At 72.5% G+C, this 21,979-nt stretch carries 15 protein-coding genes and 1 pseudogene; 11 read left to right on the top strand and 5 right to left on the bottom strand.

Annotated features, from left to right (window positions below; genetic code table 11):
• Window positions 1-256 precede the first annotated feature (256 nt).
• Complete coding sequence (locus ACJ9NR_RS35960; protein WP_412492958.1) at window positions 257-1,714, top strand: MFS transporter; 1,458 nt, start codon at window positions 257-259, stop codon at window positions 1,712-1,714.
• 507 nt (window positions 1,715-2,221) lie between these two features.
• Here ACJ9NR_RS35960 and ACJ9NR_RS35955 read toward each other — a convergent pair.
• Together ACJ9NR_RS35955 and ACJ9NR_RS35950 are read right to left on the bottom strand one after the other, a co-directional pair.
• A complete protein-coding gene (locus ACJ9NR_RS35955; protein WP_412492480.1) occupies window positions 2,222-4,864 on the bottom strand; it encodes an alpha-L-rhamnosidase-related protein in 2,643 nt (880 codons plus the stop codon).
• 240 nt (window positions 4,865-5,104) lie between these two features.
• Window positions 5,105-6,670, bottom strand: a complete 1,566-nt coding sequence (locus ACJ9NR_RS35950; RefSeq protein ID WP_412492479.1) for a cellulose binding domain-containing protein — start codon at window positions 6,668-6,670, stop codon at window positions 5,105-5,107.
• Between the two features lie 736 nt (window positions 6,671-7,406).
• On the opposite strand from ACJ9NR_RS35950, the gene ACJ9NR_RS35945 reads away from it, so the two are divergent.
• The 3 genes from ACJ9NR_RS35945 to ACJ9NR_RS35935 all read left to right on the top strand — a co-directional run bounded on the left by ACJ9NR_RS35945 (window position 7,407) and on the right by ACJ9NR_RS35935 (window position 12,282).
• Entirely contained in the window at window positions 7,407-8,321 is a 915-nt protein-coding gene (locus ACJ9NR_RS35945; protein ID WP_412492478.1) for a LysR family transcriptional regulator, read from the top strand.
• A 710-nt stretch (window positions 8,322-9,031) separates the two neighbouring features.
• A complete protein-coding gene (locus tag ACJ9NR_RS35940) occupies window positions 9,032-11,392 on the top strand; it encodes an arylsulfatase (protein ID WP_412492477.1) in 2,361 nt (786 codons plus the stop codon).
• Entirely contained in the window at window positions 11,389-12,282 is an 894-nt protein-coding gene (locus ACJ9NR_RS35935) for a formylglycine-generating enzyme family protein (RefSeq protein WP_491074828.1), read from the top strand. Before ACJ9NR_RS35940 ends, ACJ9NR_RS35935 begins: the two co-directional genes overlap by 4 nt.
• Window positions 12,283-12,316: 34 nt before the next feature.
• Here the strand turns inward: ACJ9NR_RS35935 and ACJ9NR_RS35930 are convergent, their stop codons facing one another.
• Entirely contained in the window at window positions 12,317-13,291 is a 975-nt protein-coding gene (locus ACJ9NR_RS35930) for an ABC transporter substrate-binding protein (protein ID WP_412492476.1), read from the bottom strand.
• 281 nt (window positions 13,292-13,572) lie between these two features.
• Here ACJ9NR_RS35930 and ACJ9NR_RS35925 point away from each other — a divergent pair, with 281 nt between their 5' ends.
• Complete coding sequence (locus ACJ9NR_RS35925; RefSeq protein ID WP_412492475.1) at window positions 13,573-14,082, top strand: hypothetical protein; 510 nt, start codon at window positions 13,573-13,575, stop codon at window positions 14,080-14,082.
• Between the two features lie 5 nt (window positions 14,083-14,087).
• On the opposite strand, the gene ACJ9NR_RS35920 is transcribed toward ACJ9NR_RS35925, so the two are convergent.
• A complete protein-coding gene (locus ACJ9NR_RS35920; RefSeq protein WP_412492474.1) occupies window positions 14,088-15,023 on the bottom strand; it encodes a LysR family transcriptional regulator in 936 nt (311 codons plus the stop codon).
• A gap of 93 nt (window positions 15,024-15,116) precedes the next feature.
• On the opposite strand from ACJ9NR_RS35920, the gene mdlC reads away from it, so the two are divergent.
• The 5 genes and pseudogenes from mdlC to ACJ9NR_RS35895 all read left to right on the top strand — a co-directional run bounded on the left by mdlC (window position 15,117) and on the right by ACJ9NR_RS35895 (window position 20,484).
• Entirely contained in the window at window positions 15,117-16,697 is a 1,581-nt protein-coding gene (mdlC, locus tag ACJ9NR_RS35915; RefSeq protein WP_412492473.1) for a benzoylformate decarboxylase, read from the top strand.
• A gap of 80 nt (window positions 16,698-16,777) precedes the next feature.
• Window positions 16,778-17,575 (top strand): annotated as a pseudogene (locus ACJ9NR_RS35910) (aldehyde dehydrogenase family protein); the annotation flags it as partial.
• 322 nt (window positions 17,576-17,897) lie between these two features.
• Window positions 17,898-18,749 carry a DMT family transporter gene (locus tag ACJ9NR_RS35905; RefSeq protein ID WP_412492472.1) on the top strand — a complete coding sequence of 284 codons (852 nt, stop codon included), beginning with the start codon at window positions 17,898-17,900 and terminating at the stop codon, window positions 18,747-18,749.
• Between the two features lie 130 nt (window positions 18,750-18,879).
• A complete protein-coding gene (locus ACJ9NR_RS35900) occupies window positions 18,880-19,440 on the top strand; it encodes a Dps family protein (protein ID WP_412492471.1) in 561 nt (186 codons plus the stop codon).
• 147 nt (window positions 19,441-19,587) lie between these two features.
• Window positions 19,588-20,484 (top strand): oxygenase MpaB family protein, encoded by an 897-nt coding sequence (locus ACJ9NR_RS35895; protein WP_412492470.1) that lies wholly within the window; start codon window positions 19,588-19,590, stop codon window positions 20,482-20,484.
• A 341-nt stretch (window positions 20,485-20,825) separates the two neighbouring features.
• Here the strand turns inward: ACJ9NR_RS35895 and ACJ9NR_RS35890 are convergent, their stop codons facing one another.
• Window positions 20,826-21,269 carry an ATP-binding protein gene (locus ACJ9NR_RS35890; RefSeq protein WP_412492469.1) on the bottom strand — a complete coding sequence of 148 codons (444 nt, stop codon included), beginning with the start codon at window positions 21,267-21,269 and terminating at the stop codon, window positions 20,826-20,828.
• Window positions 21,270-21,538: 269 nt separating this feature from the next.
• Between ACJ9NR_RS35890 and ACJ9NR_RS35885 the strand changes: the two genes are divergently transcribed.
• A complete protein-coding gene (locus tag ACJ9NR_RS35885) occupies window positions 21,539-21,862 on the top strand; it encodes an STAS domain-containing protein (RefSeq protein ID WP_412492468.1) in 324 nt (107 codons plus the stop codon).
• Window positions 21,863-21,979: the final 117 nt, after the last annotated feature.

Below are 21,979 nucleotides of genomic sequence, written 5' to 3'. Positions count from 1 at the left end.
GTGCGTGCCCCCGAGGGCCTGCTCGTGACGCGGACCTGGTCGCGGCGGTCCGTTCGGGTCGGCACATGCGTGAACGACGCTCTGTTGGGCAGCCGTTCTGTCACGCATCGGAAGCCCTGCTTCCGCTCGATGCGGACGACTGGAAGTGCGGTAACACGAACGATCGAGCAAGGTGGCGTGCCGAGTGACTGCGAGCCCCGAGGACCCCCGGCGAGGCCCCCGTAGCGGGGAGCGGCTGCGGAACGGCGTGGCGACCATGCCGCAGCAGGTCCGCGAGGAGCTCACCCGCAGACTCCGTCACAGCAGGCGCGCCCTGCGCAAGGAGGACGTCCAGGTCGTCGAGCCGCCGCTGCTGCGGCGCGCTGTCGGTGCCTCCGCGCTCGGCAACTGCATGGAATGGTTCGACTTCGGCGTCTACAGCTATCTCGCCGCCATCATCGGCAAGGTCTTCTTCCCCGGGGCCTCGCCCGGCGCCCAGGTCATCTCCTCCTTCGCCACGTTCGCCGCGGCGTTCGTCGTACGCCCGCTCGGCGGTCTGGTGTTCGGGCCGCTCGGTGACCGTCTGGGCCGGCAGAAGGTGCTGGCCACCACCATGATCATGATGGCGATCGGCACCTTCGCCATCGGCCTGATCCCCAGCTACTCGACCATCGGCATCGCCGCGCCGATCCTCCTGCTGCTCTCCCGCATGGTCCAGGGCTTCTCCACCGGCGGGGAGTACGGCGGCGCGACCACCTTCGTGGCCGAGTACTCCCCCGACCGCCGCCGCGGCTTCCTCTCCAGCTGGCTGGACTTCGGTACGTTCGTCGGCTACGCGCTCGGTTCGGCCCTGGTCACCGTCCTGAACGTGGCGTTGAACGACGAGCAGATGCTCGCGTGGGGCTGGCGGGTCCCCTTCCTGATCGCGGGGCCGCTGGGTGCCATCGGCCTGTACATGCGCCTGAAGCTGGAGGAGTCGCCCGCCTTCCAGCAGCAGCTCGACGAGCACGAGAAGAGCCTCGCGCAGTCCTCGGCCGGCAGCGAGTTCAAGGACATCATCAGGAACCACTGGCCCGCCCTGCTGGTCTGCATGGGACTCGTGCTGCTGTACAACGTCACCAACTACATGGTCACCGGCTACCTGCCCACGTATCAGACCGAGACCCTGAACCGCTCCAGCTCCTCCGCGGACGTGCTGGTGCTCATCGGGATGGTCTGGATCGTGCTGCTGATCACCTTCATCGGCCGTCTCAGCGACCATGTGGGCCGGCGCCCTGTCTACGCCGTGTCCGCGGCGGCGATGATCGTGCTGGCCATCCCGTCCTTCCAGCTGATCAAGATGCACGGGACCTGGCCGCCGGTCTTCGGTGTGCTGATCCTGTCGACGCTGCTGGCCTGCTTCGCCGCGCCGAGTGCCGCCACGCTGCCCGCGCTCTTCCCCACGGCCGTGCGCTACGCGGCCATGGGCATCGGCTTCAACTTCGCCGTGGCCGCCTTCGGCGGCACCACGCCCCTGGTCACGGCCGCGCTGGTCCGGGTGACCGGCGACGATCTGATGCCCGCGTACTACCTGATGCTGGCCGGCCTCATCGGGCTCGTCACGGTGAAGTTCCTGCCCGAGAGCGCGCAGGTGCCGCTGCACGGTTCGCAGCCCATGGTGGGCTCCGAGGAGGAGCAACGCGAGCTGCTGTCCACCTCCGAGGAGCTGTACCGCTCGACACGCCAGCGGGTCTGACGACGGGGAGGAAGACGGGGACGGCACGGGGAGGAGGACAAGGACGACGAGGACGCGTCACGAGCGGGCCGGGACCGGGTGCGACGCCCTCAGGGATCCTGTGACGGCCTTGTCCCGCGGCGGGCGGTCAGGCCGCGTGTCCGCGGCCCCCGGACGCCGACCGGGCCGGCCCCGGGTGGGAGCCGGAGGCCTCGGCCCCGCCCCTGATCAGCCGCAGATGCCGACGCGGGCCCGCGTGCCGAGGGGTGGACGGCGTCCCCGTCATCCAGTCCTCGACACGATCCATGAGCAGCAGAACAGCCCCCAGTACGGGCAGCACCAAGACCGCTATGACGATCACACCGAATCATCCCCTCCGTGACGTCACTCACCATCGAGTGCCCGTTTCGTCCCCGGGAAACCAGTGACGCCGGACAGGGGTGTCGTGAGAGGGGACGAGCGCGGCGCCCGGGAGCCGGTGAGCCCCGGAGCCCGCTGTGGGGCCTCCGGGGCGTCCGCCGTCGGCGCTCAGCCCTCCCGTCGGGCCGTGAGACGGTGCGCGCCCGGCGCCAGGTCGGAGATCGTGACGCGTCCGTCGACGACGCCGACCTCGTCGGCCGACACGCGACGCCCGGCCCAGACCACGCGACCGCGCGACCGTACCGTCAGACGACGGCTGTCCCCCGGCAGGGCGACCGTCGCCCGCGTCCCCCTCGGGACGTCGACGTCGAGCCGGAAGGAGCCCCCGGAGTCCCGCCAGGCCACCTGCAGCGCGCCGTGCGGGGTGGGGAGCCGGCCCTGCGCCCAGGCGACGTCGCCGGGGTGCGGACGCACCTCCCAGGTGGCGTAGCCGGGCGATGTGGGCCGGGCGCCCAGCAGTTGGTGCGTCAGCGCCGGCAGGACTCCCGTGGACCAGCCGTGCGCCATGCTGGTGTAGGCGCCCTCGTAGAGGGATCCGCCGGGACCGATGCCCTCCCAGTGGGTGACGCCGGGGTCGTGGCCGTCCATCCAGCCGTACGTGCGCCGGATCTGGTCGAGCGCGGAGCCGGCGCGCCCGGCCGTGAACCGGGCCACGATCTCGGGGTACGACGTGAAGGCGTACACGCGCTGCGAGGCGTCGGCGAAAAGGGTGTCGTTGTCCATGAACGCGTTGCCGTACGGGCGTCGGGTCGTCGCGTCGAGATGGGCGAGGACCGATCGCGCGCGGCCGGCGTCCGCGACGCCCGCGGTGACGGCGAGGGAGTTGCCGTCCTGCGCGTGCCGCACCGGTCCGGTGGCCGAGTCGAGATAGGCCCCCGCCGCGTCGTCCCACAGATGCGTGTTGATCGCTTCCGTGACCGCGTCGGCCCGTCGCGTCCAGCGCGTCGCGTCCCCTTCGTGCCCCAGCAGACCGGCGAGCCGCGCGGCGTCCCTGAGGGCCTGGACGTACAGCGCGTTGTAGTAGGTGATCCGCCCGGTGCGGCCCAGGAAGGCGTAATCGCCGTATCCGCCGGTGTTGTTGAGGCCCTTGCTGAGCAGACCGGCCTCGTCCGTGACGCTCGGGTACCAGGTGTCCAGCACCTTCACCAGGTTCGGGTAGTAGCGCCCCGCGTAGGCCCGGTCGCCGGTGTAGAGCACGTAGTCCCAGCTGCAGGTGACCCACCACAGCGGATAGTCGAACAGCGGGAGCCCGTAGGAGGAGATGGAGGCCGGTGGGATCCAGCCGTCCGCGCGCTGGTGGTCCGCGAGGTCGGCCAGTACGTTGCGGGCGGCGGCCGCCGTGTCGTCGTGGGTGAGGTACAACGTCCTCGCCGACACAGCCAGATCGCCGACGTAGGGGTCGCGGTCGCGCTTGGCGCCGTCGTGCAGGACGAGCCTGCCTTCCAGCGAGGCGGTCCAGGCGTTCCGCGGGTCCACGTCGTCCTGGCGGAACGTGTCGGTGACGAGTTCGTTGGTGTACGCGGCGCCGTACCAGTAACGGTTGAGCGCGTCGTCGGAGCACAGGAACCAGCCGCGGTAGGTGCCGGGCGCGCCCAGGTGGGCGGTGAAGTCCAGGCTGACGGAGTCGATCTCGACCGTTCCCCAGGGCTGGGCCGCCGGGGCGTCGGAGTCCAGGGCGTCGAGGGTGACGCGCAGGTAGCGGAAGCCGTGCAGGCCGTCGGCGTAGACCTTGCCGTCCGCCTGGAAGCCCTTGTGGTCGGTCCAGTCGGCCCCCTGGGGCGGGACCGCGAACTGGTCGGTTCCCCGGCCCGCGCCGCCGGACTGGTCGGAGCGTGTGAAGTCGGAGCGCTCGGTGAGGAACTGGCGGGTCTCGGAGAACGCCAGGCGCACGCCGGGCGAGTCGGCGGAGGCCGAGGTGAAGCGGATGCGCGGATACCCTACGACGACCTTGCCGAAGTCGACCGTGACGCTGGGCGGCGTCACCGGTTCCACGGGCTCGGGCCACACTTCGTTGATCCGGGTGAAGGCCCCGTGCGGGGTGTCCTGCACGGCGGTCACGGTGATGCGGACCTTGCCGGCCGACACGGGAGACGCGAAGGGCACCGCCCGCTGGATGACATCGTTGTCAGACACCGTGGCGGCGGTCTTCCAGGCGTTGTCCGTCCACACGTCGACGGTGAAGGCGGTCGGCACCCCGTCGCTGTTGGAGATCACCGTGATCCCGGACATCCGCCGGGCCTCGGGCAGGGAGACGGTCAGGACGTCCGGGAACGCGGCGAGCGTGTCGTCGTTCCAGAAGGTGTCGGGGTCGCCGTCGATGGCGTTGGCGGCGTCATAGGTGCGCGGGCGCCCGTCGTTGCCGTTGTTGCCGGCGTGCGTCGTGGACGCCTCTGCCGTGGTGCCCTCCGGCCAGCGGGGTGCGGGGGCCGGCTGCGGGCGGTGCAGCACCGTTCTGGCGCCGCCCGGCCTCAGCAGCGCCTTCGGGCGGCGTACGTCGCCGGCCGAGGCGAGCACCCGCTCGGGGCGCACCGTGCGGGACGCGGGGCCCTGGACGTAGCGCTGCCAGCCGGTGCCGGGGCGCGGCGGTTCGGACGGCGCGGCCGTCGCGGCGCCGGCACCCGGGGCCGCGACGGCCGGGGCCGGGCCGGCGGGCCCGACGGTCAGGGCGACCGCGCCGGCACCGGCCGCGAGGACCGTGCGGCGGCGGGGGGCGGGCTGGGCGGCGCTCTGCGATGTACGGCTCGATGTCATGGCATCCTGCTCCCTCAGAGGCGATTTGAATCGTTTCAATACGCTGGGGCAGGGCGACGTTATCCCAACACCCGGACCGCGTACAGACACCGTGCGCACCCTGGCACCCGCCGCTCCCCCGCCCGCCTCCGACCGCCCGGCCGGACGGACGGCGACGTGTCGTGCCGCCTCCCACCGCCCGGAGCCGTCGCGCGGACGGCCCCGCACACGTCCGCCGAGGGGTGTGTGCGGGGCGGAGTCTCAGCCGGTGTAACCCGCGAAGATCTTCGCGAACTCGTAGGGCGATTGCGGGATGTTGGTGCACTTGTACAGCGCGCCCGTGCAGGCGTTGCGGTCCCGCGTGGCCTCCCAGAACGCGAGCTCCCCCAGATGCTCCCCCTGGGCGAAGGAGACCAACTGGCGGGCGTCGGACTGGTCGTAGAGGTGACCGTCGTCGTTCTGGCCGAGCATGGGCGTCACCCCGACCATCCCCCAGACCTGGGCATCGGTCCTGCCCGGGTAGAGCGACTTCAGCTGGGCGAAGGTGCTCCGGGCGGCCTGGACGGCCGCGTCGCCGTAGTCGACGTCACGGTAGTAGTCCATGGCCATCACGTTCACCACGTCCACGTCCACGCCCGCGTCGCGCGCCGACCGCACCACGTTCAGGCCGTCCGAGGTCAGCCCCTCCGGCAGCACCGGCAGCGTCAGCGAGATCCGCAGCCCCGGATGGGCCTGCTGCAGGCGCGCGAGGGCCTGGGAGCGGCGGGCGACGGAGGCCGGGTCGGCGGTGGCCGCGCCCTCGATGTCGAAGTCGGCGTACGTCAGGCCGTAGGCGTTCACGACCGCGTCGTACTCGGCGTAGAGCGCGTCCACCGAACCGCAGGCCTGCGCCAGTTCGATACCGCTGGCGCCGCCGAAGGAGACCTTGACGTCTCCCCCGGCCGCCCGCACGGCGTCGATCTGGTCCTTGGCCCAACCGTCGCGCGGGTCATAGGCGTTGAACCACATCGCCTTGCAGCCGGAGGCGGTGATGAAGGCCATCGTGTAGTTCTTCACCCCGCTCGCGGAGGACATGTCGGGCATGCTGGGCGTCGGCCACGCCCCCATGTCGACGTACGGCGCGGTGGCCAGGCCGCCGCTGTCCGGGCGGCCGTCGCCGGAGGTCGTGCCCGCGGCGGCCGCGGAGTACGCGGAGACGTTGCCCGCGGCGTCGCGGGCGCGCACGCGGAACGAGTAACTCGTGGCGGCCTGCAGCCCGTCGGCCGTGTACGAGGTGCCCGTGACGGTGACGGGCGTGCCTCCGTCGCGTGAGACCTCGTAGCCGGCGACGGAGCCGGAGTCGTCGGTCGACGCGTTCCAGCGCACGGTCAGGGAGGAGCTGGTGGCCGCGCCGACGGTCACTCCGGCCGGGGTGCTGGGCGGCGTGCTGTCGGTACTCGAACCTCCCATACAGGAAGCCCCGTCGAGCTTGCAGCCGGTGGGTGTGCCGGTGCCGCTCGACACCCATCCGAAGGTGGCGGACGCGCCCGGCGCCAAGGTGCCGTTGTAGTCACGGTTGGCGAAGGTGTAGTGGTTGCCGCTCCGGGTGAGCAGCGCGTCCCAGTACGAGCCGACGGTGGTTCCGGACGGGAGGTCGAACTCGACCCTCCAGGCCGACAGGGTGCCGCTGCCGCCGTTGGTGACGGTGTACGCGCCCTGGTACCCACCGTCCCATGTCGACGTCCGGGCGAAGGCCGCGCTCGGCGCGCCCGCGGCGGATGCGGGCGGGGCCAGGACCAGCAGAAGCAGCCCGGCGAACAGGGTGAGAAGTGCGGACGGTCTTCGCATGTGCTGCCTCCACTGGGGGGTGGGCGCCGGGGTGGCGCGTGAAGCGGCAGAGTTGGTCCATACCAATGCTCTGGCATGTACATATCGAGCGACGGACGGGTCGTCAAGCATCGCGGACCCACCCGGGTCCGGGCGCCGGGCACCGGTACGGGCGGCGACCGGGACCGGCCGGGCATCGGCCTCCGCCCGGGCGTGGTGGCGCGGTCTTCACGGGCGGATGCCGTCGGCGCGGTTTTTTCGCCGACGGAGGGGATCGGCGGAGTCCTCGCGGGTGGAGACCGTCGGCGCCGTCTCCACGGGCGGAGGCGATCGGCACCGTCTACGCGCGCGAAGGCCGTCGGCGCGGTCTTCACGGGCGGAGGGGATCGGCGAACTCCTCGCGGGCGGAGACCGTCGGCGCCGTCTCCACGGGCGGAGGCCGTCGGCAGCGTCTACGCGGGCGAAGGCCGTCGGCGCGGCCGTCCTGGGCAGGGAAGGAGCACGGTCTCCACGGGCGGGCGAACCGGCACCGTCTCCGCAGGCGGGCGCGTCGGCCCAGGCGTCGTGACGTCGGTCGCCGCAGCCCTCGTGACATCGGCCGCCGAAGCCCTCGTGAGGCACTGGCGGCGACGGCCCGGGCCCGGGCGGGGCGAGCGGGCGGGGTCTGGAGGACGTGGCGTACTGGAGGCGCGCGGGCCCCGTCCCGGTGGGCGGCCGAGGATGGCGGGGCACCTCCCGGGAGAGATAGAACCTCTCTATGGAACGCCGCCAGGTCGAATACTTCCTCGCCGTAGCCGCGCACCGCAGCTTCACGAGCGCCGCCCACAGCCTGCATGTGGCGCAGCCGTCGTTGTCGCACGCGATCCGTCTGCTCGAACGGGAGCTGGGCACCGCCCTCTTCCACCGGCTGGGACGCGGCGTCGCGCTGACGTCGGCGGGCGAGGCGTTCGTGGAGCCCGCCCGGCAGGTCATGCGCGACCTGGAGACGGCCCGGTCGGTGGTGCGCACCATCGCCGGGCTGGAGGGCGGCAGGCTGGACGTCGTCGCGCCGACGACGCTGGCGGCCGATCCCCTGGCGGAGCTGGCCGGGGACTTCCGCGGGCGGCATCCGGGGATCGACATCGTGATCGTGGAACCGCCGGACACCCCGGCCGTCGCGGACATGGTGCGCACCGGCGAGTGCGAGCTGGGGCTGACCGACGTCAGGACCCGCGGCAAGGCCGTCGATTCCCTGGAGCTGTGCCGGCAGGAGGTCCTGGCGGTGGTGCCGCGCTCCGAGCGCTTCCCGCAGACCGGGCCCGTGGCGCTCAGCGAGGTGGCCGCACTGGACCTGGTGGCGACCGCGCCGGGCACCGCGACCCGGGCCCTGATGGACGAGGCACTCCGCTCGGAGGGCCGGAGCCCGCGCATCGCCGTGGACACCGTGCACCAGGCGGCCGTCGTCCCGCTGGTGCTGGCCGGCGCCGGCGCGACGCTCCTGCCGCGCTCGCTGGCCGAGGACGCCGCCAGACGCGGGGCGGTGGCGCTCACGACCCGTCCGCGGCTGATCCGGCCGGTCTGGCTCCTGTGGCGGGGCGGGCCCCTGTCACCCGCCGCGCAGGCGTTCATCGACGTGGCCCGCGAGATGTCCGCGCGGCAGGCGGCAGCGGTACCGGCGCAGGCCGAGCGATAGAGACCTTCTATCGCTGCCATGGAGGGACCGGCAAGGTGCCGGCTCTGGTGGGGGCAGCCGCCGGCAACCGTTCAGCGCAGCGGCACCGATGGCGCCGGCCAGGCGGCGCTCCCGGCTGCGGGCCGCGGTCAGCCCGCGGTGCGGTGCGGTGCGGTGGGGCACGCTTCGGAAGCGGCGCGGGTGCGACGACGAAAAGGAGACAACGAAAAGGAGGCGACGAAAAGGAACGGCACCGGCCACCGCGCGAATCACCCGCTGCTCATGAAAGGCGGTTCCCCCGCGGTTTCCCGGCCCCGGTTTCCCCGCCTCGGCTTACCCTCCTCACTTTCCCGGCCGGTCAGGATGGACGGTGCTGAGGAAATTCCCATTCGTCCTCGTCCGGGTCGCGAGACGGCCGGGGCCCGCGGGCGGACGTCGTGCGTGACGGCGGCGGGAGAAGGCTCCGCCACCGGCCTGGCAGGGCGGTGACCTGTCGCGGGACACCCACGGGACACATAGACGTCTTCTACCGCCGGTATCGATTATGCGTTCAGGCCGTCTCCCGCCACCTCGTTGACCGCGGTCGGCCGGAATGTCATTTTTGGCTCACCACAGGCTTCGACCGCAATGCAGGCGTCCGCTTCCGCCGCACCGGCAAAGGGGAGCGAAGAGCGTCGGGAATGCGCGTGCGCAGGTGCCGTCGGAAGTCCGATGTGCAGAGGAGGAAACACATGACCGAGTTCGACGCCGGACGGCACATACTTCCGCGGCCGGACACCCACCGGCCGCTGACCACCGCGATGGACGTCCACGACCAGGAGGTCCCCTTCACGCCGATCGGTCCGGTGCCACCGCCCGAGAACGCTCCGAACGTGGTGATCGTGCTCGTGGACGACCTCGGATTCGGTACCTCCAGCGCGTTCGGCGGGCCCTGCGAGATGCCGGCGGCGGAGCGGCTGGCCGGCAACGGGCTGCGCTACACCCGCTTCCACGTGACAGCCTTGTGCTCGCCGACCCGGCAGGCCCTGCTGACCGGCCGCAACCACCACTCGGTCGGCATGGGCGGCACCACCGAGATGACCACGGCGGCCCCCGGCTACAACGGCTTCCGGCCGCGCAGCGCCGCCACCATGGCCCAGATCCTGCAGGGCAACGGCTACAGCACGGCCGCCTTCGGCAAGTGGCACCAGACCCCGCCGAGGGAGATCAGCGCGGTCGGGCCGTTCGACCGCTGGCCCACCGGGGAGGGGTTCGACACCTTCTACGGGTTCATGGGCGCCGAGATGAACCACTGGTACCCGCTGCTCTACCAGGGCACCACTCCCGTCGAGCCGGAGCGCCGGCCCGAGGACGGCTACCACCTCTCCGAGGACCTCGTGGACCACGCCATCGACTGGGTGCGCACCCAGCGGACGCTGACGCCGGACCGGCCGTTCTTCACCTACCTCGCGCTGGGCGCCGCGCACGCGCCGCTGCACGTGGGCCGTGAATGGCAGGAGAAGTACCGCGGACGCTTCGACCACGGCTGGGACCGCCAGCGGGAGCTGACCCTCGAACGGCAGAAGGAGCTCGGCGTCGTGCCCCCGCACACGGAACTCGCGCCCTGGGCGGAGGGCGTCCCGCACTGGGACGAACTCAGCGACAACCAGCGCCGGTTGTCGGCCCGCTTCATGGAGACGTTCGCCGGATTCACCGAGCACGCCGACGTCCAGGTCGACCGGTTCCTCGACGCGCTCCAGGAGCTCGGCGAACTGGACGACACCATCGTCCTGTACATCCTGGGCGACAACGGCGCCTCCGGCGAGGGCGGCATCGAAGGCACCGTCGTCGAGCACCGGCTGGGCCACGGCGTCGTGGACGACCCGGACGAGATGATCGGCCACATCGACGAGATCGGGGGCCCGCTCAGCTATCCGATCGCTCCCGCGGGCTGGGCGCTCGCGCTGAACACGCCCTACCAGTGGACCAAGCAGGTCGCCTCGCACTTCGGCGGCACCCGCGACGGCATGATCCTGCACTGGCCGCGGGGGGTCGCCGAACGGGGCGGGCTGCGCCACCAGTTCTCCCACGTGATCGACGTCCTGCCGACGATCCTGGACTGCGCGGGCATCCCGGCGCCGTTCAGTGTGGACGGGGTGCCGCAGCAGCCCATCGAGGGCGCGAGCATGCGGCGGACGCTCGACGACGCCCTGGCCCCGGAACATCGCCGCACCCAGTACTTCGAGATGTGCGGCAACCGGGGCATCTACCACGACGGCTGGATGGCGGTCACCCGGCACGGCATCCCCTGGGAGATGGTGCCGGACAAGGACCGGAGGTTCGCCGACGACGTGTGGGAGCTGTACGACCTGTCCCGGGACTGGAGCCAGGCCCGCGACCTGGCCGCCGCACATCCCGGGAAACTGCGGGCGTTGCAGGACCTGTTCCTGATCGAGGCGGCCAAGTACCAGGTGTTCCCGCTGGACGACCGGGTCACCGAGCGGGAGAACCCGGCCCTGGCCGGCCGCATCGACCTGCTGGGCGACCGCACCTCGGTCACCTACCGCGCGGGGATGCGGCGCTTCACGGAGGAGACCACGCCCAACGTCAAGAACCGCTCCCACAGCGTCACCGCCCACGTGGACCTGCCGGCGGCGCCGGCCGAGGGTGTGATCATCGCGCAGGGCGGCCGGTTCGGCGGCTGGAGCCTGTACTTCACCGAGGGCAGGCCCGCCTACGCCTACAACTACTTCGGCATGACCGTGTACACCGTGCGCGGCGGCCGGTCCCCGGCACCGGGACGGCACGAGGTCCGGCTCGAGTTCGACTACGACGGTGGCGGGCTCGGCAAGGGCGGGACCGCCACCCTCCTGGTGGACGGCGAGAAGCACGGCAGCGGACGGATCGAGCGGACCATCCCGTACTACTTCTCCTTCGACGAGACGCTCGACGTCGGGGTGGACCTGAGCACTCCGGTGACCGACGACTACCCGGCCCTCGACAACGAGTTCACCGGGACCCTGCACACCGTGCGCATCGATCTGGCCGCCGCGGCCGCCGACCCCGCCGAGTTCGACGGCGGGCTGCACCGACGCGTCATGGGGGCCCAGTGAACTGCTGCACGCCGTCGGGCGGTTCGGGCGGCGGCCGGGCGGCCGCCCGGCCGTCCCCGCCGCCCGCCGCGCACCGGGCGGGGCCGGAGGGGATGGTGGCCGTCCCCGCCGGTGAGTTCCTCATGGGCAGCCAGGACGCGCTCGCCTATCCGGCGGACGGGGAGGGCCCGGTGCGCGCGGTGTACGTCGACTCCTTCTGGATCGACGCCCGCGCGGTGACCGCCGCGCAGTTCGCGCGCTTCGCCGCCGACACCGGGTACCGCACCTCCGCCGAGCGGATCGGCTGGTCGTTCGTCTTCGCGGGACGGCTGCCGGACGACTTCCCGCCGACCCGGGCGGTGGCGGCCGCGCCCTGGTGGCGGCAGGTGGAGGGCGCCGACTGGCGCCGTCCCGACGGACCCCACTCCACCTGGGAGGACCGGCCGGACCATCCGGTCGTCCACGTCGACTGGGACGACGCGCGCGCCTACTGCGCGTGGGCGGGCAAACGACTGCCCACCGAGGCGGAATGGGAACGCGCCGCCCGAGGCGGACTGGAGGGCAGGGTGTTCCCCTGGGGCGACGAGTTCGAACCGGACGGCCGCCCCCGGATGAACGTGTGGCAGGGCGACTTCCCCCACCGCCGTCCCACGGCCGACGGCTGGTACGGCACCTGTCCGGTCGACGCCTACGAGCCCAACGGCTTCGGCCTGTACAACACCACCGGCAACGTCTGGGAGTGGTGCGCCGGGCCCTTCTCCCCCGGCGACGACCGGCGCGTCGCCAAGGGCGGCTCCTACCTGTGTCACGCGTCCTACTGCCGCCGCTACCGGGTCGCCGCGCGGCAGGGACTCTTCCCGGACTCGGCGACCGGCAACGTCGGGTTCCGGTGCGCCCTGGACCCGGCCTGAGCCCCGGCCCGCGCACGGCACGACGAGCCCGGCCTCACCCGCCGAGCCAGGCCTTGACCTTGGCGGGGTTGGCCTCGACCCACTTCTTCGCCGCCGCCCGCGGTGTCATCTTGTCCACGGCGATGTACGTGGCCACGGTGTTCTGGTCGGCGTTGGTCCACCTGAAGTTCTTCACCAGGTCGTAGGCCGGGCTGCCGGACTTCGCGAACCGGGTGCTGACGATCTTGTCGAGGTCGAACACCGGGTAGTCGCAGGCGACCTTCGCCGGATCGGAGTCGCAACCCGGCGTGTGCTTGGGCAGGTTGACGTGTACCAGCGGTACCTCCGAGAAGAACCACTGCGGCTGGTAGAAGTAGCCGATCATCCACTTCTTGTTCTTCTCGGCGTCCCGGAAGCCCTGGATGAGGGCGGTCTCGCTGCCCGCGTAGACCACCTTGAAGTTCAACTTCAGGTTCTTCGCCAGAGCCGCGTCGTTGGTCTGGTAGGAGGGGTCTCCGTCGAGGAGCTGGCCCTTGCCGCCCGATTCGGAGGTCTTGAAGTTCGACGCGTACTTGTTGAGGTTCTTCCAGTTCACGATGTCCGGGTACTTCTTGGCGATCCACGGCGGGACATACCAGCCGATGATTCCCTTGTTGCCGGTCGCGCCGAGATCGACGGCGATTTTCTGCTGGTCGATGTACTTCTTCTTCAGATCGTCGTGACCCCAGTTCTCCAGTATCGCGTCGACCTCGCCCGTCTCGAACCCCTGCCAGCCGATCTCGGCCTTCAGGTCCTTCTTGACGACCTTGCAGCCGAGCTTGTGCCCGGCGACGTAGCCGACGACCGCAGCGTCCGCCGCGTAGCCCACCCACGGGTTGACCGCGACGCTGAACGTGCCGCATCCGCCCGAACCGCCGCCCGCCGCGGCGGACCGGTCGCCGACCTTCGCCCCGCCGCAGGCGGCCAGGGCCAGACCGAGTACGGCCGTCCCCGCCACACCGGGACGCCATTGCCTTGCTCGCGTTGCCATGTTCCTGCTCCTTGCGCGCGGGGCGTCATACGTCGTTGCCCGTGATGAAGTCGATCCGGAAACAGCCGGCGGCCGGGGCCGGGAATTTCTCCGCTGCGGTACCCGGCGGGGAAGTGTGACACGCTATTTCGTGGGCACTCCTGAACCCCCTGTCCGCGGTGCAGTAAAAGTGTCAGCCGTGCCGACGCCGGTCAACCTGGCCCCTTGGCTCCACCCGAACCGGTTTTCAATGAAGGCAATAGAAGCTTTCTATGTGTGCCGGAGCGGCCACGGGAGCAAAGATGAGTTCTTCAATTCTTCGCGTCTATCTGAACGATCACCTGGCCGGTGCGACGGCCGGTGCGGAACTCGCGCGGCGTATGGTCCAGGAGCACGGTGACTCGGCGTTCGGCGGCGAACTGCGCGACCTGGCGGCACAGATCGCCCGGGACCGGCAGGACATGGTGCGGCTGATGGCCCGGCTCGGCGTCCGCCCACGGCGGTACAAGGTGTACGGGGCATGGCTGGGCGAGAAGCTCGGCCGGGTCAAGCCCAACGGCCGTCTGCTGCGCTCCTCCCCCCTTTCGGTGCTGGTCGAGCTCGAAGCCCTGCGCCTGGGCGTGACCGGCAGGGCGTTGCTGTGGCGCGCCCTGCTCCGCGGCGCGCCCCGCGACCCGGACCCCGGCCCGCCCGGGTTGGAGGAGTTGCTGCAGCGGGCGGAGCGGCAGCTGCGGACGCTGGATTCGCTGCACGCCAGGGCCGCGTCGGAGCGGCTCTCCCCCGCCGGGCCGCGCCCGGCGCGAGCGCGCTGAGCCGGTCACGGCCCGGCGCTCGGCGGCAGCTGCGCCGGACTGACCAGCTCGCCCAGCACCTCGGCCATGAAGTGGACCAGCCAGCGCTGCGAGGGACTGCGTGACGCCTCGTGGCGGGCGTAGAGCGCGACTTCGATCGGTTCGGTCTCGAAGGGCAGCCGCACCAGACGGAGGCGATGGGAGGCGGTGAACACCTCCCCGACGTACTCGGGGACGATCGCGATGAGGTCGGTCCGCTCCAGCAGGTAGGGCAGCATCGAGAACCGCGTCGCCTCGACGGCCACCCGGTCCAGCAGGCCGTACGTGGCGAGCAGCGAGCGAGGCGCGACGTGGCCGCTGGGTCCGTACACCGTCGCGTGGTGTTCGGCCGCGAGCTCCGGCAGGGTGACGGACGTGCCGCGGACACGCGGGTGGTCGGCGGCGACCATGCCGACGTAGCGCTCGTGGAAGAGCGGGACGCGCACGGTCCGGTGCGAGGTGAGGACCGGGGTCGCGACGAAGGCGTCGAGCTCGCCGCGGCGCAGCTGGCCCTCGGCGGCGTCGACGTCCAGCGGGCGGACGGTGAAGGAGACGCGGGGCGCGCGTTCGCGGGCCGCCGCCGCGAGACGGGGCAGCAGGGTCGCCTCGCCCAGGTCGGACAGGGCGACGGTGAAGCGGCCGGGCATGGTCCGCGGGTCGAAGCGGTCGCCCTGCCGGGTCGCCGCGTCGATGTCCGCGAGGGCCCGCTGCAGCGGTTCGTAGAGGCGCTGGGCGCCCGCTGTCGGGGTCAGGCCCCGGCCGGTGCGGCGGAAGAGCTCGTCGTCGAAGTGGCGGCGCAGCTTGCCCAGGCTGTAGCTCACGGTCGGCTGGGTGACGTGCAGGGTCTCGGCGGTGGCCGTGACGCTGCCGGTCTCGTAGAGCAGCACGAAGACACGGGCGAGGTTGAGATCGAAGCTGCTCACATCGATGAACTCTATATCGCGGGGCGGCAACATTTATTGGTCGGCATGTCGCGGGGTGCCTAGCGTGTCCCGCATCACTGGAAAGGACCGCCTGTGTCATCCGTGCGTCGTATCTGCCACGAGTTCCTGCACCGGCAGGGGCTGACCACCGTCTTCGGCAATCCGGGCTCCAACGAGCTGCCGTTCCTCGCCGACCTGCCCGAGGGGTTCCGGTACGTGCTGGGGCTGCACGAGGGCGCCGTGGTGGGGATGGCCGACGGCTACGCGCAGGCCACGGGCCGCCCGGTGCTCGTCAACCTGCACGCCGCCTCCGGCTCCGGCAACGCGATGGGCGCCCTCACCAACGCCGTGGCCGCGCGCACGCCCCTGGTGATCGTGGCCGGCCAGCAGGTGCGGCCGGCCGTCGGTCCGGAGGCCAACCTCTCCAACGTCGACGCGCCGTCCCTGATGAAGCCGCTCGTCGGCTGGGCCGCCGAACCGGCGTGCGCCCAGGACGTGCCCCGCGCGCTCGCCCAGGCCGTCTTCGAGGCGCGGCTGCAGGGCCGGCCGACCTACCTCTCCGTCCCCTACGACGACTGGGCCGTCGACGCGGGCGAGAACGCGGCGGCCGTGCTGGACCGGCGGGTGGACCGCGCCGGGGTGCCCGGCGCGGAGCAGGGGCGTCTGCTGGCCGAGGCGGTCGCCGGGGCGCGGCGGCCCGCGCTCGTGCTCGGCGGCGACATCGACGCGGCGGGGCTCTTCGACGACGCGGTGCGGCTGGCGGAGCGGCTGGGCGGCCCGGTGTGGGCGGCGCCGTCGCAGTTCCGGCTGCCCTTCCCCAACCGCCACCCGCAGTTCCGGGGCGTGCTGCCGGCCGGGATCGAACCCGTCAGCCGCGCCTTCGAGGGCCACGACCTCGTGCTGGTGCTCGGCGCGCCGGTCTTCCGCTACCACGAGTACCTCCCCGGGCGGTACCTCCCCGAGGGCACCCGGCTGATCCAGGTGACGCAGGACGCCTCCGCCGCCGCGCGTGCGCCGATGGGCGAGGCGCTCGTCGCCGATCCCGCCGCGGTGATCGAGCTGCTGGTGAAGGCGCTCGGCGCGCCCGGGGAACCCGTGGGCGAACACCGGCCCGTCCCGGCGCCGCTCACCGCCCCGGGCCCGCGCCCGCATCCCGAGGAGGTGTTCGCGGCCCTGCGGGACGAACTGCCCGGCGACACGGCGTACGTGGTGGAGTCGACCTCCACGACCTCCTCCTGGTGGCGGCAGATGGACCTGCGCCACCCGGGCTCCTACTACTTCCCCGCGGCCGGCGGCCTCGGCTTCGGCCTGCCCGCCACCGTCGGGGTGGCCATGGCCCAGCCCGGCCGGCCGGTCGTCGGCGTCATCGGGGACGGCTCGGCCAACTACGGCATCACCGCGCTGTGGACGGCCGCACGGCACCGCCTGCCCCTGACCGTGGTACTGCTGCGCAACGGCACGTACGGGGCGCTGCGCTGGTTCGGCGACCTCCTCGGCGTGCCGGACGCGCCCGGGATGGACATCCCAGGCCTGGACTTCACCCGCATCGCCGAGGGCTACGGGGTCTCGGCCCGGCACGTCCACGACACCGCGGAGTTGCGGGCCGTTCTGGCCGAACACCCGGACGGCCCCCGGCTGGTCCAGGTCGACACCGCGCTCACCACGCCGTCCTGACGCCACCGCACCACCGCACCACCGCACCACCCTCCTCGCAGGACTCACCACCCCTCGGGTGACGGAAGGGAAATCGATGAAAGCCGGACCCGCGCACCGCGGTCGGCGGCGTCGTCATCGCCCGCGTCTTCGAGGAGGCCGGACTGCCCTCCGGGCTGCCGCACCTGCTTCCGGGCGACGGCTCGGTGGGCCAGGCGGTCGTGGAGGCGCCCGAGGTGCGGGTGATCTCCTTCACCGGGTCCACGCCGGTCGGGCGGGCGATCGGAGAGCGGGCGGGCCGCCTGCTGAAGCGGGCCCACCTCGAACTCGGCGGCAACAACGCGCTCGTGGTGCTGCCGGGAGCGGACGTGCGCAGGGCGGCCTCGGCCGGCGCGTCCGGCTCGTACCTGCACCAGGGGCGGATCTGCATGACGACCGGCCGCCACATCGTGCACGAGTCGCTGGTCGAGGAGTACGGCGCCGCGCTCGCCGCGAAGGCCCGGTCGCTGCCCGTCGGCGATCCCGCGCGGGAGGACGTGGCGCTCGGCCCGATCATCGACCGGCGGCAGCTGGAGCGGGTGCACGGCATCGTCACCGACAGCGTCGCCGCGGGCGGCACGGACCCGTGGCGCCCGGCACAGGTCCTCGTCTACGCCTACGTCACCGACTACTACCCGGCCGCCGTCCGCGGCACGGCCCTCGGCTCCGCCTCCGGCATCGGCCGTATCGGCTCCATCGTCGGCCCGTCCGTCACCGGCGCGCTCGTCGCCGCGGGCATCGGCCACCCCTGGGGTTTCTACTTCTTCGCCGCGGTGGCGGTCGCGGGCTTCCTCGCCGTCCTCACGCTGCCCGCACGGCCGGCCGGGGCACCCGCGGTGGCCGCCGAGCCTGCCGCCTGACACCGGGCAGGGGGTCGGCCTCCGCTGCGGGATCCGATCCGCCGGGCAGCCGGGACGATCCGCCGGACCGGCTGCCCGGCGGCGAAACGCGGGCCCGGCCCCGGTCCGTGCCCGGGGCCGGGCACGCGGCATGTCGTGCCCGGCCGGTGGCCTTCCCGTGCGGGCACCGCCACAGCACGCCGGAACCGGCGCGACGGCGCTGCCCGCACGGTCCGTGCACCGCCCGTATGCCGGAGCACCGGCCGCTGCGTAGGCTGAGGGCTGCCGAGTGCCTGATCCGGAGAACGGCTGCCGCACTGTCCCCTCCCCTGCGAGGCGCCGCATGATCGAGTTGGCCGCGCTCTTCGCCGTCGCGGGCGCGGCGAGCAACGCCGTGGGGACCGCCTTCCAGCGCAAGGCGGCCTCCACCGCCGACAGCAGCGGGCTGCGTCTGCTGGCGGAACTGGCCCGCCGGCCCGTCTGGGTGATCGGCATGACGGGGGTGATCTGTTCCGCGCTCTTCCAGAGCCTGGCGCTGGTCAACGGCCCCCTCGCCCTCGTACAGCCGCTGTTCATCCTGGAACTGCCCTTCGCCCTGTTCGTCGCGTCCCGGCTGATGCGCCGCCGGCTGCCGGGCCCGGGCTGGTGGGGAGTCGTCGGCGTGGTGGCCGGACTGGCTCTGGGCCTGGCCTGCGCCGCCCCGCACGGAGCCGGCGACCAGGCCCCGATGACGCACTGGATCCCGGTGCTCGTGCTCTGCCTGGGCGCGATGGCGGCGGCCGTCGCGCTGGCCCGCCCCGGTCGCCCGGCAACACTCCGGGCCGCTCTCCTCGCCGCCGCGGCCGCGATCGGCAACGCCCTGACGGCCGCCCTGCTCAAGTCCGCCACGGGCACGTTCGCCGATCACGGCTTCACCGCCTTCCTCACCTCCTGGCAGACGTACGGCTTCGCACTGGCCGGGCTGGCCGGGCTGCTCCTGCTGGAGAACGCCCTCCAGGCGGGCCCGCTGATCGCGTCCCAGCCCGCGCTGACCATCGGCGACGCGACGGTGAGCCTGACGCTGGGCATCATCCTGTTCGACGAGAAGATCCGCTCGGGCTGGTGGCTGGTGCCCGTGCTGCTGGGCGCCCTGCTGATCGTCGCGGGCGTGGTGCTGCTGAGCCGGGCGGTGCAGGTCATCGGGCCCGTCCGGTGACGCCCCCGCGGACCGGCCGGTCCGCCCCCGCGGCGCCCGCGCCCGCGGTGTGGCCCTGAATTGCCATGTCTGCGGACGCGCAGGTGGGGCACCAGAACTCCTACCTCACCCCCACGAAGAAGGAGTTGCAGTGACGACGACTGACCTCACCCCGAAGTACACGGTGCCGGGCATCGAGCGCGAGGCGGCCGGTCGGCTCATCGACGTCCTCCGCGTACGGCTGCACGCCCTCAACGACCTCCACCTCACGCTCAAGCACGTGCACTGGAACGTCGTGGGGCCCCACTTCATCGCCGTGCACCAGATGATCGACCCGCAGGTCGACCGGGTGCGCGACATGGCCGACGACGTGGCCGAACGCGTGGCGGCCCTGGGCGGTGTCGCCCAGGGCACGCCCGGCGCCCTGGTGCGGGAACGGACCTGGGACGACTACTCCATCGGCCGCGAGGACGCCATCGCGCACCTCGGCGCCCTGGACGTCGTCTACACCGGCCTCATCGAGGACATGCGCGCGGCGATCAAGATCGTGGGGGAGATCGACCCGGCGACGGAGGACCTGCTCATCGGACAGCTGCGGGACCTGGAGCAGTTCCAGTGGTTCGTCCGGGCCCACCTCGAGAACGCCGGCGGCACGCTGACCACGGCCAGGGCGGACTCGGAGGAGGGCGCCGCGGAGGCCGCCAAGGCCTGAGCCGTACAGTCTGAACGGTACGGGTCGACCCGTACCGAGAGACCCGGGCTCCCGATCCGGGTCGGATCGCGGCGGCCGGTGAGCGGGACCGCGGGCGCGAGGCCCGCGGACCCCGCTCGGCCGACCGGGCAGAAGGGACCGGCGCCGATGAGAGTCGTCCAATGGGGCACATCCGGTCTGGCCGGACTGCGAGGGCAGTTGGGCAGGGGCCTGTTCACGCGCGTCGCCGGTCCGGACGGCCCGCGCAACCGCGCCCGTATCCACGGCACACCGGGCCCGCGCTGGTTCGGACCGGAGCGCCCCGTCCGCCGGGTGCACGGGGACGCCTCGATGTTCATCGGCGGGCTCTCGGCGCTGCTGCTGCAGTCCCTGCACCCGCTCGCCATGGCGGCCGTGGCGGCCCACTCCGGCTACCGCGGCGACCCCTGGGGACGGCTGCAGCGCACCAGCACCTTCCTGGCCACGACCACCTACGGGACGGCCGAGCACGCGCGGCAGGCGTGCGAGGAGGTCCGGTCGGTCCACGAGCGCGTCCGCGGCTTCACCCCCGAAGGCGACGCCTACCACGCCGCCGACCCCCATCTGCTGGGCTGGGTCCACGCGGCCGAGGTCGACAGCTTCCTGCGGGCGCACCAGCGCTACGGAACACATCCGCTCTCCGACGACGGCTGCGACGGCTACGTCGCCGACACCGCCCGCACGGCGACCGCGCTGGGCGTGCTCGATCCGCCCCGCGACCGCGCGGAACTCGCCGCCCTGCTCGACTCCTACCGCCCGGAACTGCGCGCCACCGCCCAGGCGCGCGAGGCGGCCCGCTTCCTGCTGCTGAACCCTCCCGTCCCGCTCGCCGCCCGCCTCCCCTACGGAGTCCTGGCCGCCAACGCGGTCTCCCTGCTGCCCTCCTGGGCCGCCCGGGAGCTGGGTCTGCCCCGGCTGCCGCTGGTCGACGCCTGGTGCGTCAGGCCCCTGGGAAGCGCCGTCACGTCCGCGGTCCGCTGGGCGATGGCGCCGTCGCGCCCCGCGCCGGACTCGCCGGCCGGCTGAGCCCCGGCGCGCGCTCACGGACGGCCGGGGTCCACGTCGCCGGCCTGCCCCTCTCCGCCGGCCGCGTCGGCCTCGTCGTCGCGTTCTCCCCCGCCTGGAGGGTGTGGTGCGGGGCGGCCAGCCCCAGCGGAGTTCTCTCGGCGGCTCGTCGTGGTGGCCCTCGGCCCGCGACGGTGTGTCCTCGCTCGTCCGGGGGCCTCCGCGGAATCGTCCCAGGGCCTCCGCGGAATCGTCCGGTCGTTCACGGCGCGGTGGTCGTCCGCCGGGTGCCCGTCGCGTGCACCGCCGAACGGCGCGGAGCGTCCGGCGGTCGGCCCCCCGCGTGTGAGGAAGGCCCGGTGTCAGTCGCCGAAGGAGCCCAGCGGATCGCCGGGATCGCCGGTCAGGGCGAGCCGGACGGTCAGGCGCTTGCCCACGGCCTCCCGCCGTGCCTCGAAACTCCGCACCACCGCCATGACGATCTCCAGACCGTGCTGCCCCACCCGCTCCCTGTCGGCGGCGCGGGCGAACGGCAGCGTCGGATCGGAGTCCCACACCTCGATCTCCACCGCCCCGTCGGCGATGCGCAGGCGCAGCAGCACCGGTCCGGGCGCGTATTTGAGCGCGTTGGTGACCAGTTCGCTGACGACCAGCTGTGCCAGGTCCATGGCGCGGGCCGACACCGGCAGCCCGTTGTCGGCCCTGGCCCGGTGCAGGAAGTCCAGCGTCCGGTCACGCGCGCCCGCGATGCAGCCGTCGGCTCCGTCCAGAGCGATGGACACGTCGGCAGGTGCGGTATCCGGCATGCGGGAACTCTCCTCGGGCGGAACTGGCGCTGTGCCGGTCGTCTGCATTACCCCGTTCATGGCGGCGCGATTACCCCGCAATGTGCGCGTTACTCCTGTTCCCCGGTACACAGGATCGCCCGTTCGTGCATCGCACTCGGGATCCCGGGGCAATTGTTGGCAGCAGAGGGGCGACCGTCGCCCACCAGTGACGTGACGCAGCCGGACCGAGTGCGCAGAGGACGCGAGTGGCAGACAACCGGGAAACAGTGGGGCGCGGGCAGTTGTCCGTGGTCAGCACCGATATCGACGGCATCACCGTGCTCGGCCTCGACGGAGAGGTCGACTACCAGAGCGTGGGCGCCCTGACCCGGGCCATGCCTGTGGCGGATCCCACTGAGCCGCACCGGGTCGTCGTGGACATGAGCCGGGTGACGTTCATGGATTCCAGCGGTGTCAACGCACTGATCGCCGCCCATCAGGCCATGCGTGGCGCGCGCGGGTGGCTGCGCCTGGCGGGGGTGCGGGGCGCCGTTCTGCGTACCGTGCAACTGGTGGGACTCGACAGCCTCGTCAGCTGCCACGCCACTGTCGAGGAGGCGCTCACGGAGTGACGGGGGCGGCGACGGCACCCCGCGGCCGAACCATGCCGAGTACCCCTGGCCCGCCTGCCCATGCCGCCTTCACGACTCCGTTTCCCCGCCGCGTCGCAACCCTCACGGCAGGCTTTG

Source organism: Streptomyces sediminimaris, from assembly GCF_047049295.1.
Lineage (GTDB): Bacteria > Actinomycetota > Actinomycetes > Streptomycetales > Streptomycetaceae > Streptomyces > Streptomyces sediminimaris.
Note: the sequence above shows the minus strand (reverse complement) of the source record. Positions and strands in the feature narration are given on the sequence as shown.

What these genes read in the sequence shown, in the direction of transcription:
- ACJ9NR_RS35930 (WP_412492476.1), bottom strand. Translation starts at nt 13,291, where the DNA reads ATGGCAACGCGAGCAAGGCAATGGCGTCCCGGTGTGGCGGGGACGGCC.
- ACJ9NR_RS35890 (WP_412492469.1), bottom strand. Translation starts at nt 21,269, where the DNA reads ATGCCGGATACCGCACCTGCCGACGTGTCCATCGCTCTGGACGGAGCC.
- ACJ9NR_RS35945 (WP_412492478.1), top strand. Translation starts at nt 7,407, where the DNA reads ATGGAACGCCGCCAGGTCGAATACTTCCTCGCCGTAGCCGCGCACCGC.
- ACJ9NR_RS35960 (WP_412492958.1), top strand. Translation starts at nt 257, where the DNA reads ATGCCGCAGCAGGTCCGCGAGGAGCTCACCCGCAGACTCCGTCACAGC.
- ACJ9NR_RS35905 (WP_412492472.1), top strand. Translation starts at nt 17,898, where the DNA reads ATGATCGAGTTGGCCGCGCTCTTCGCCGTCGCGGGCGCGGCGAGCAAC.
- ACJ9NR_RS35925 (WP_412492475.1), top strand. Translation starts at nt 13,573, where the DNA reads ATGAGTTCTTCAATTCTTCGCGTCTATCTGAACGATCACCTGGCCGGT.
- ACJ9NR_RS35955 (WP_412492480.1), bottom strand. Translation starts at nt 4,864, where the DNA reads ATGACATCGAGCCGTACATCGCAGAGCGCCGCCCAGCCCGCCCCCCGC.
- ACJ9NR_RS35950 (WP_412492479.1), bottom strand. Translation starts at nt 6,670, where the DNA reads ATGCGAAGACCGTCCGCACTTCTCACCCTGTTCGCCGGGCTGCTTCTG.
- ACJ9NR_RS35940 (WP_412492477.1), top strand. Translation starts at nt 9,032, where the DNA reads ATGACCGAGTTCGACGCCGGACGGCACATACTTCCGCGGCCGGACACC.
- ACJ9NR_RS35895 (WP_412492470.1), top strand. Translation starts at nt 19,588, where the DNA reads ATGAGAGTCGTCCAATGGGGCACATCCGGTCTGGCCGGACTGCGAGGG.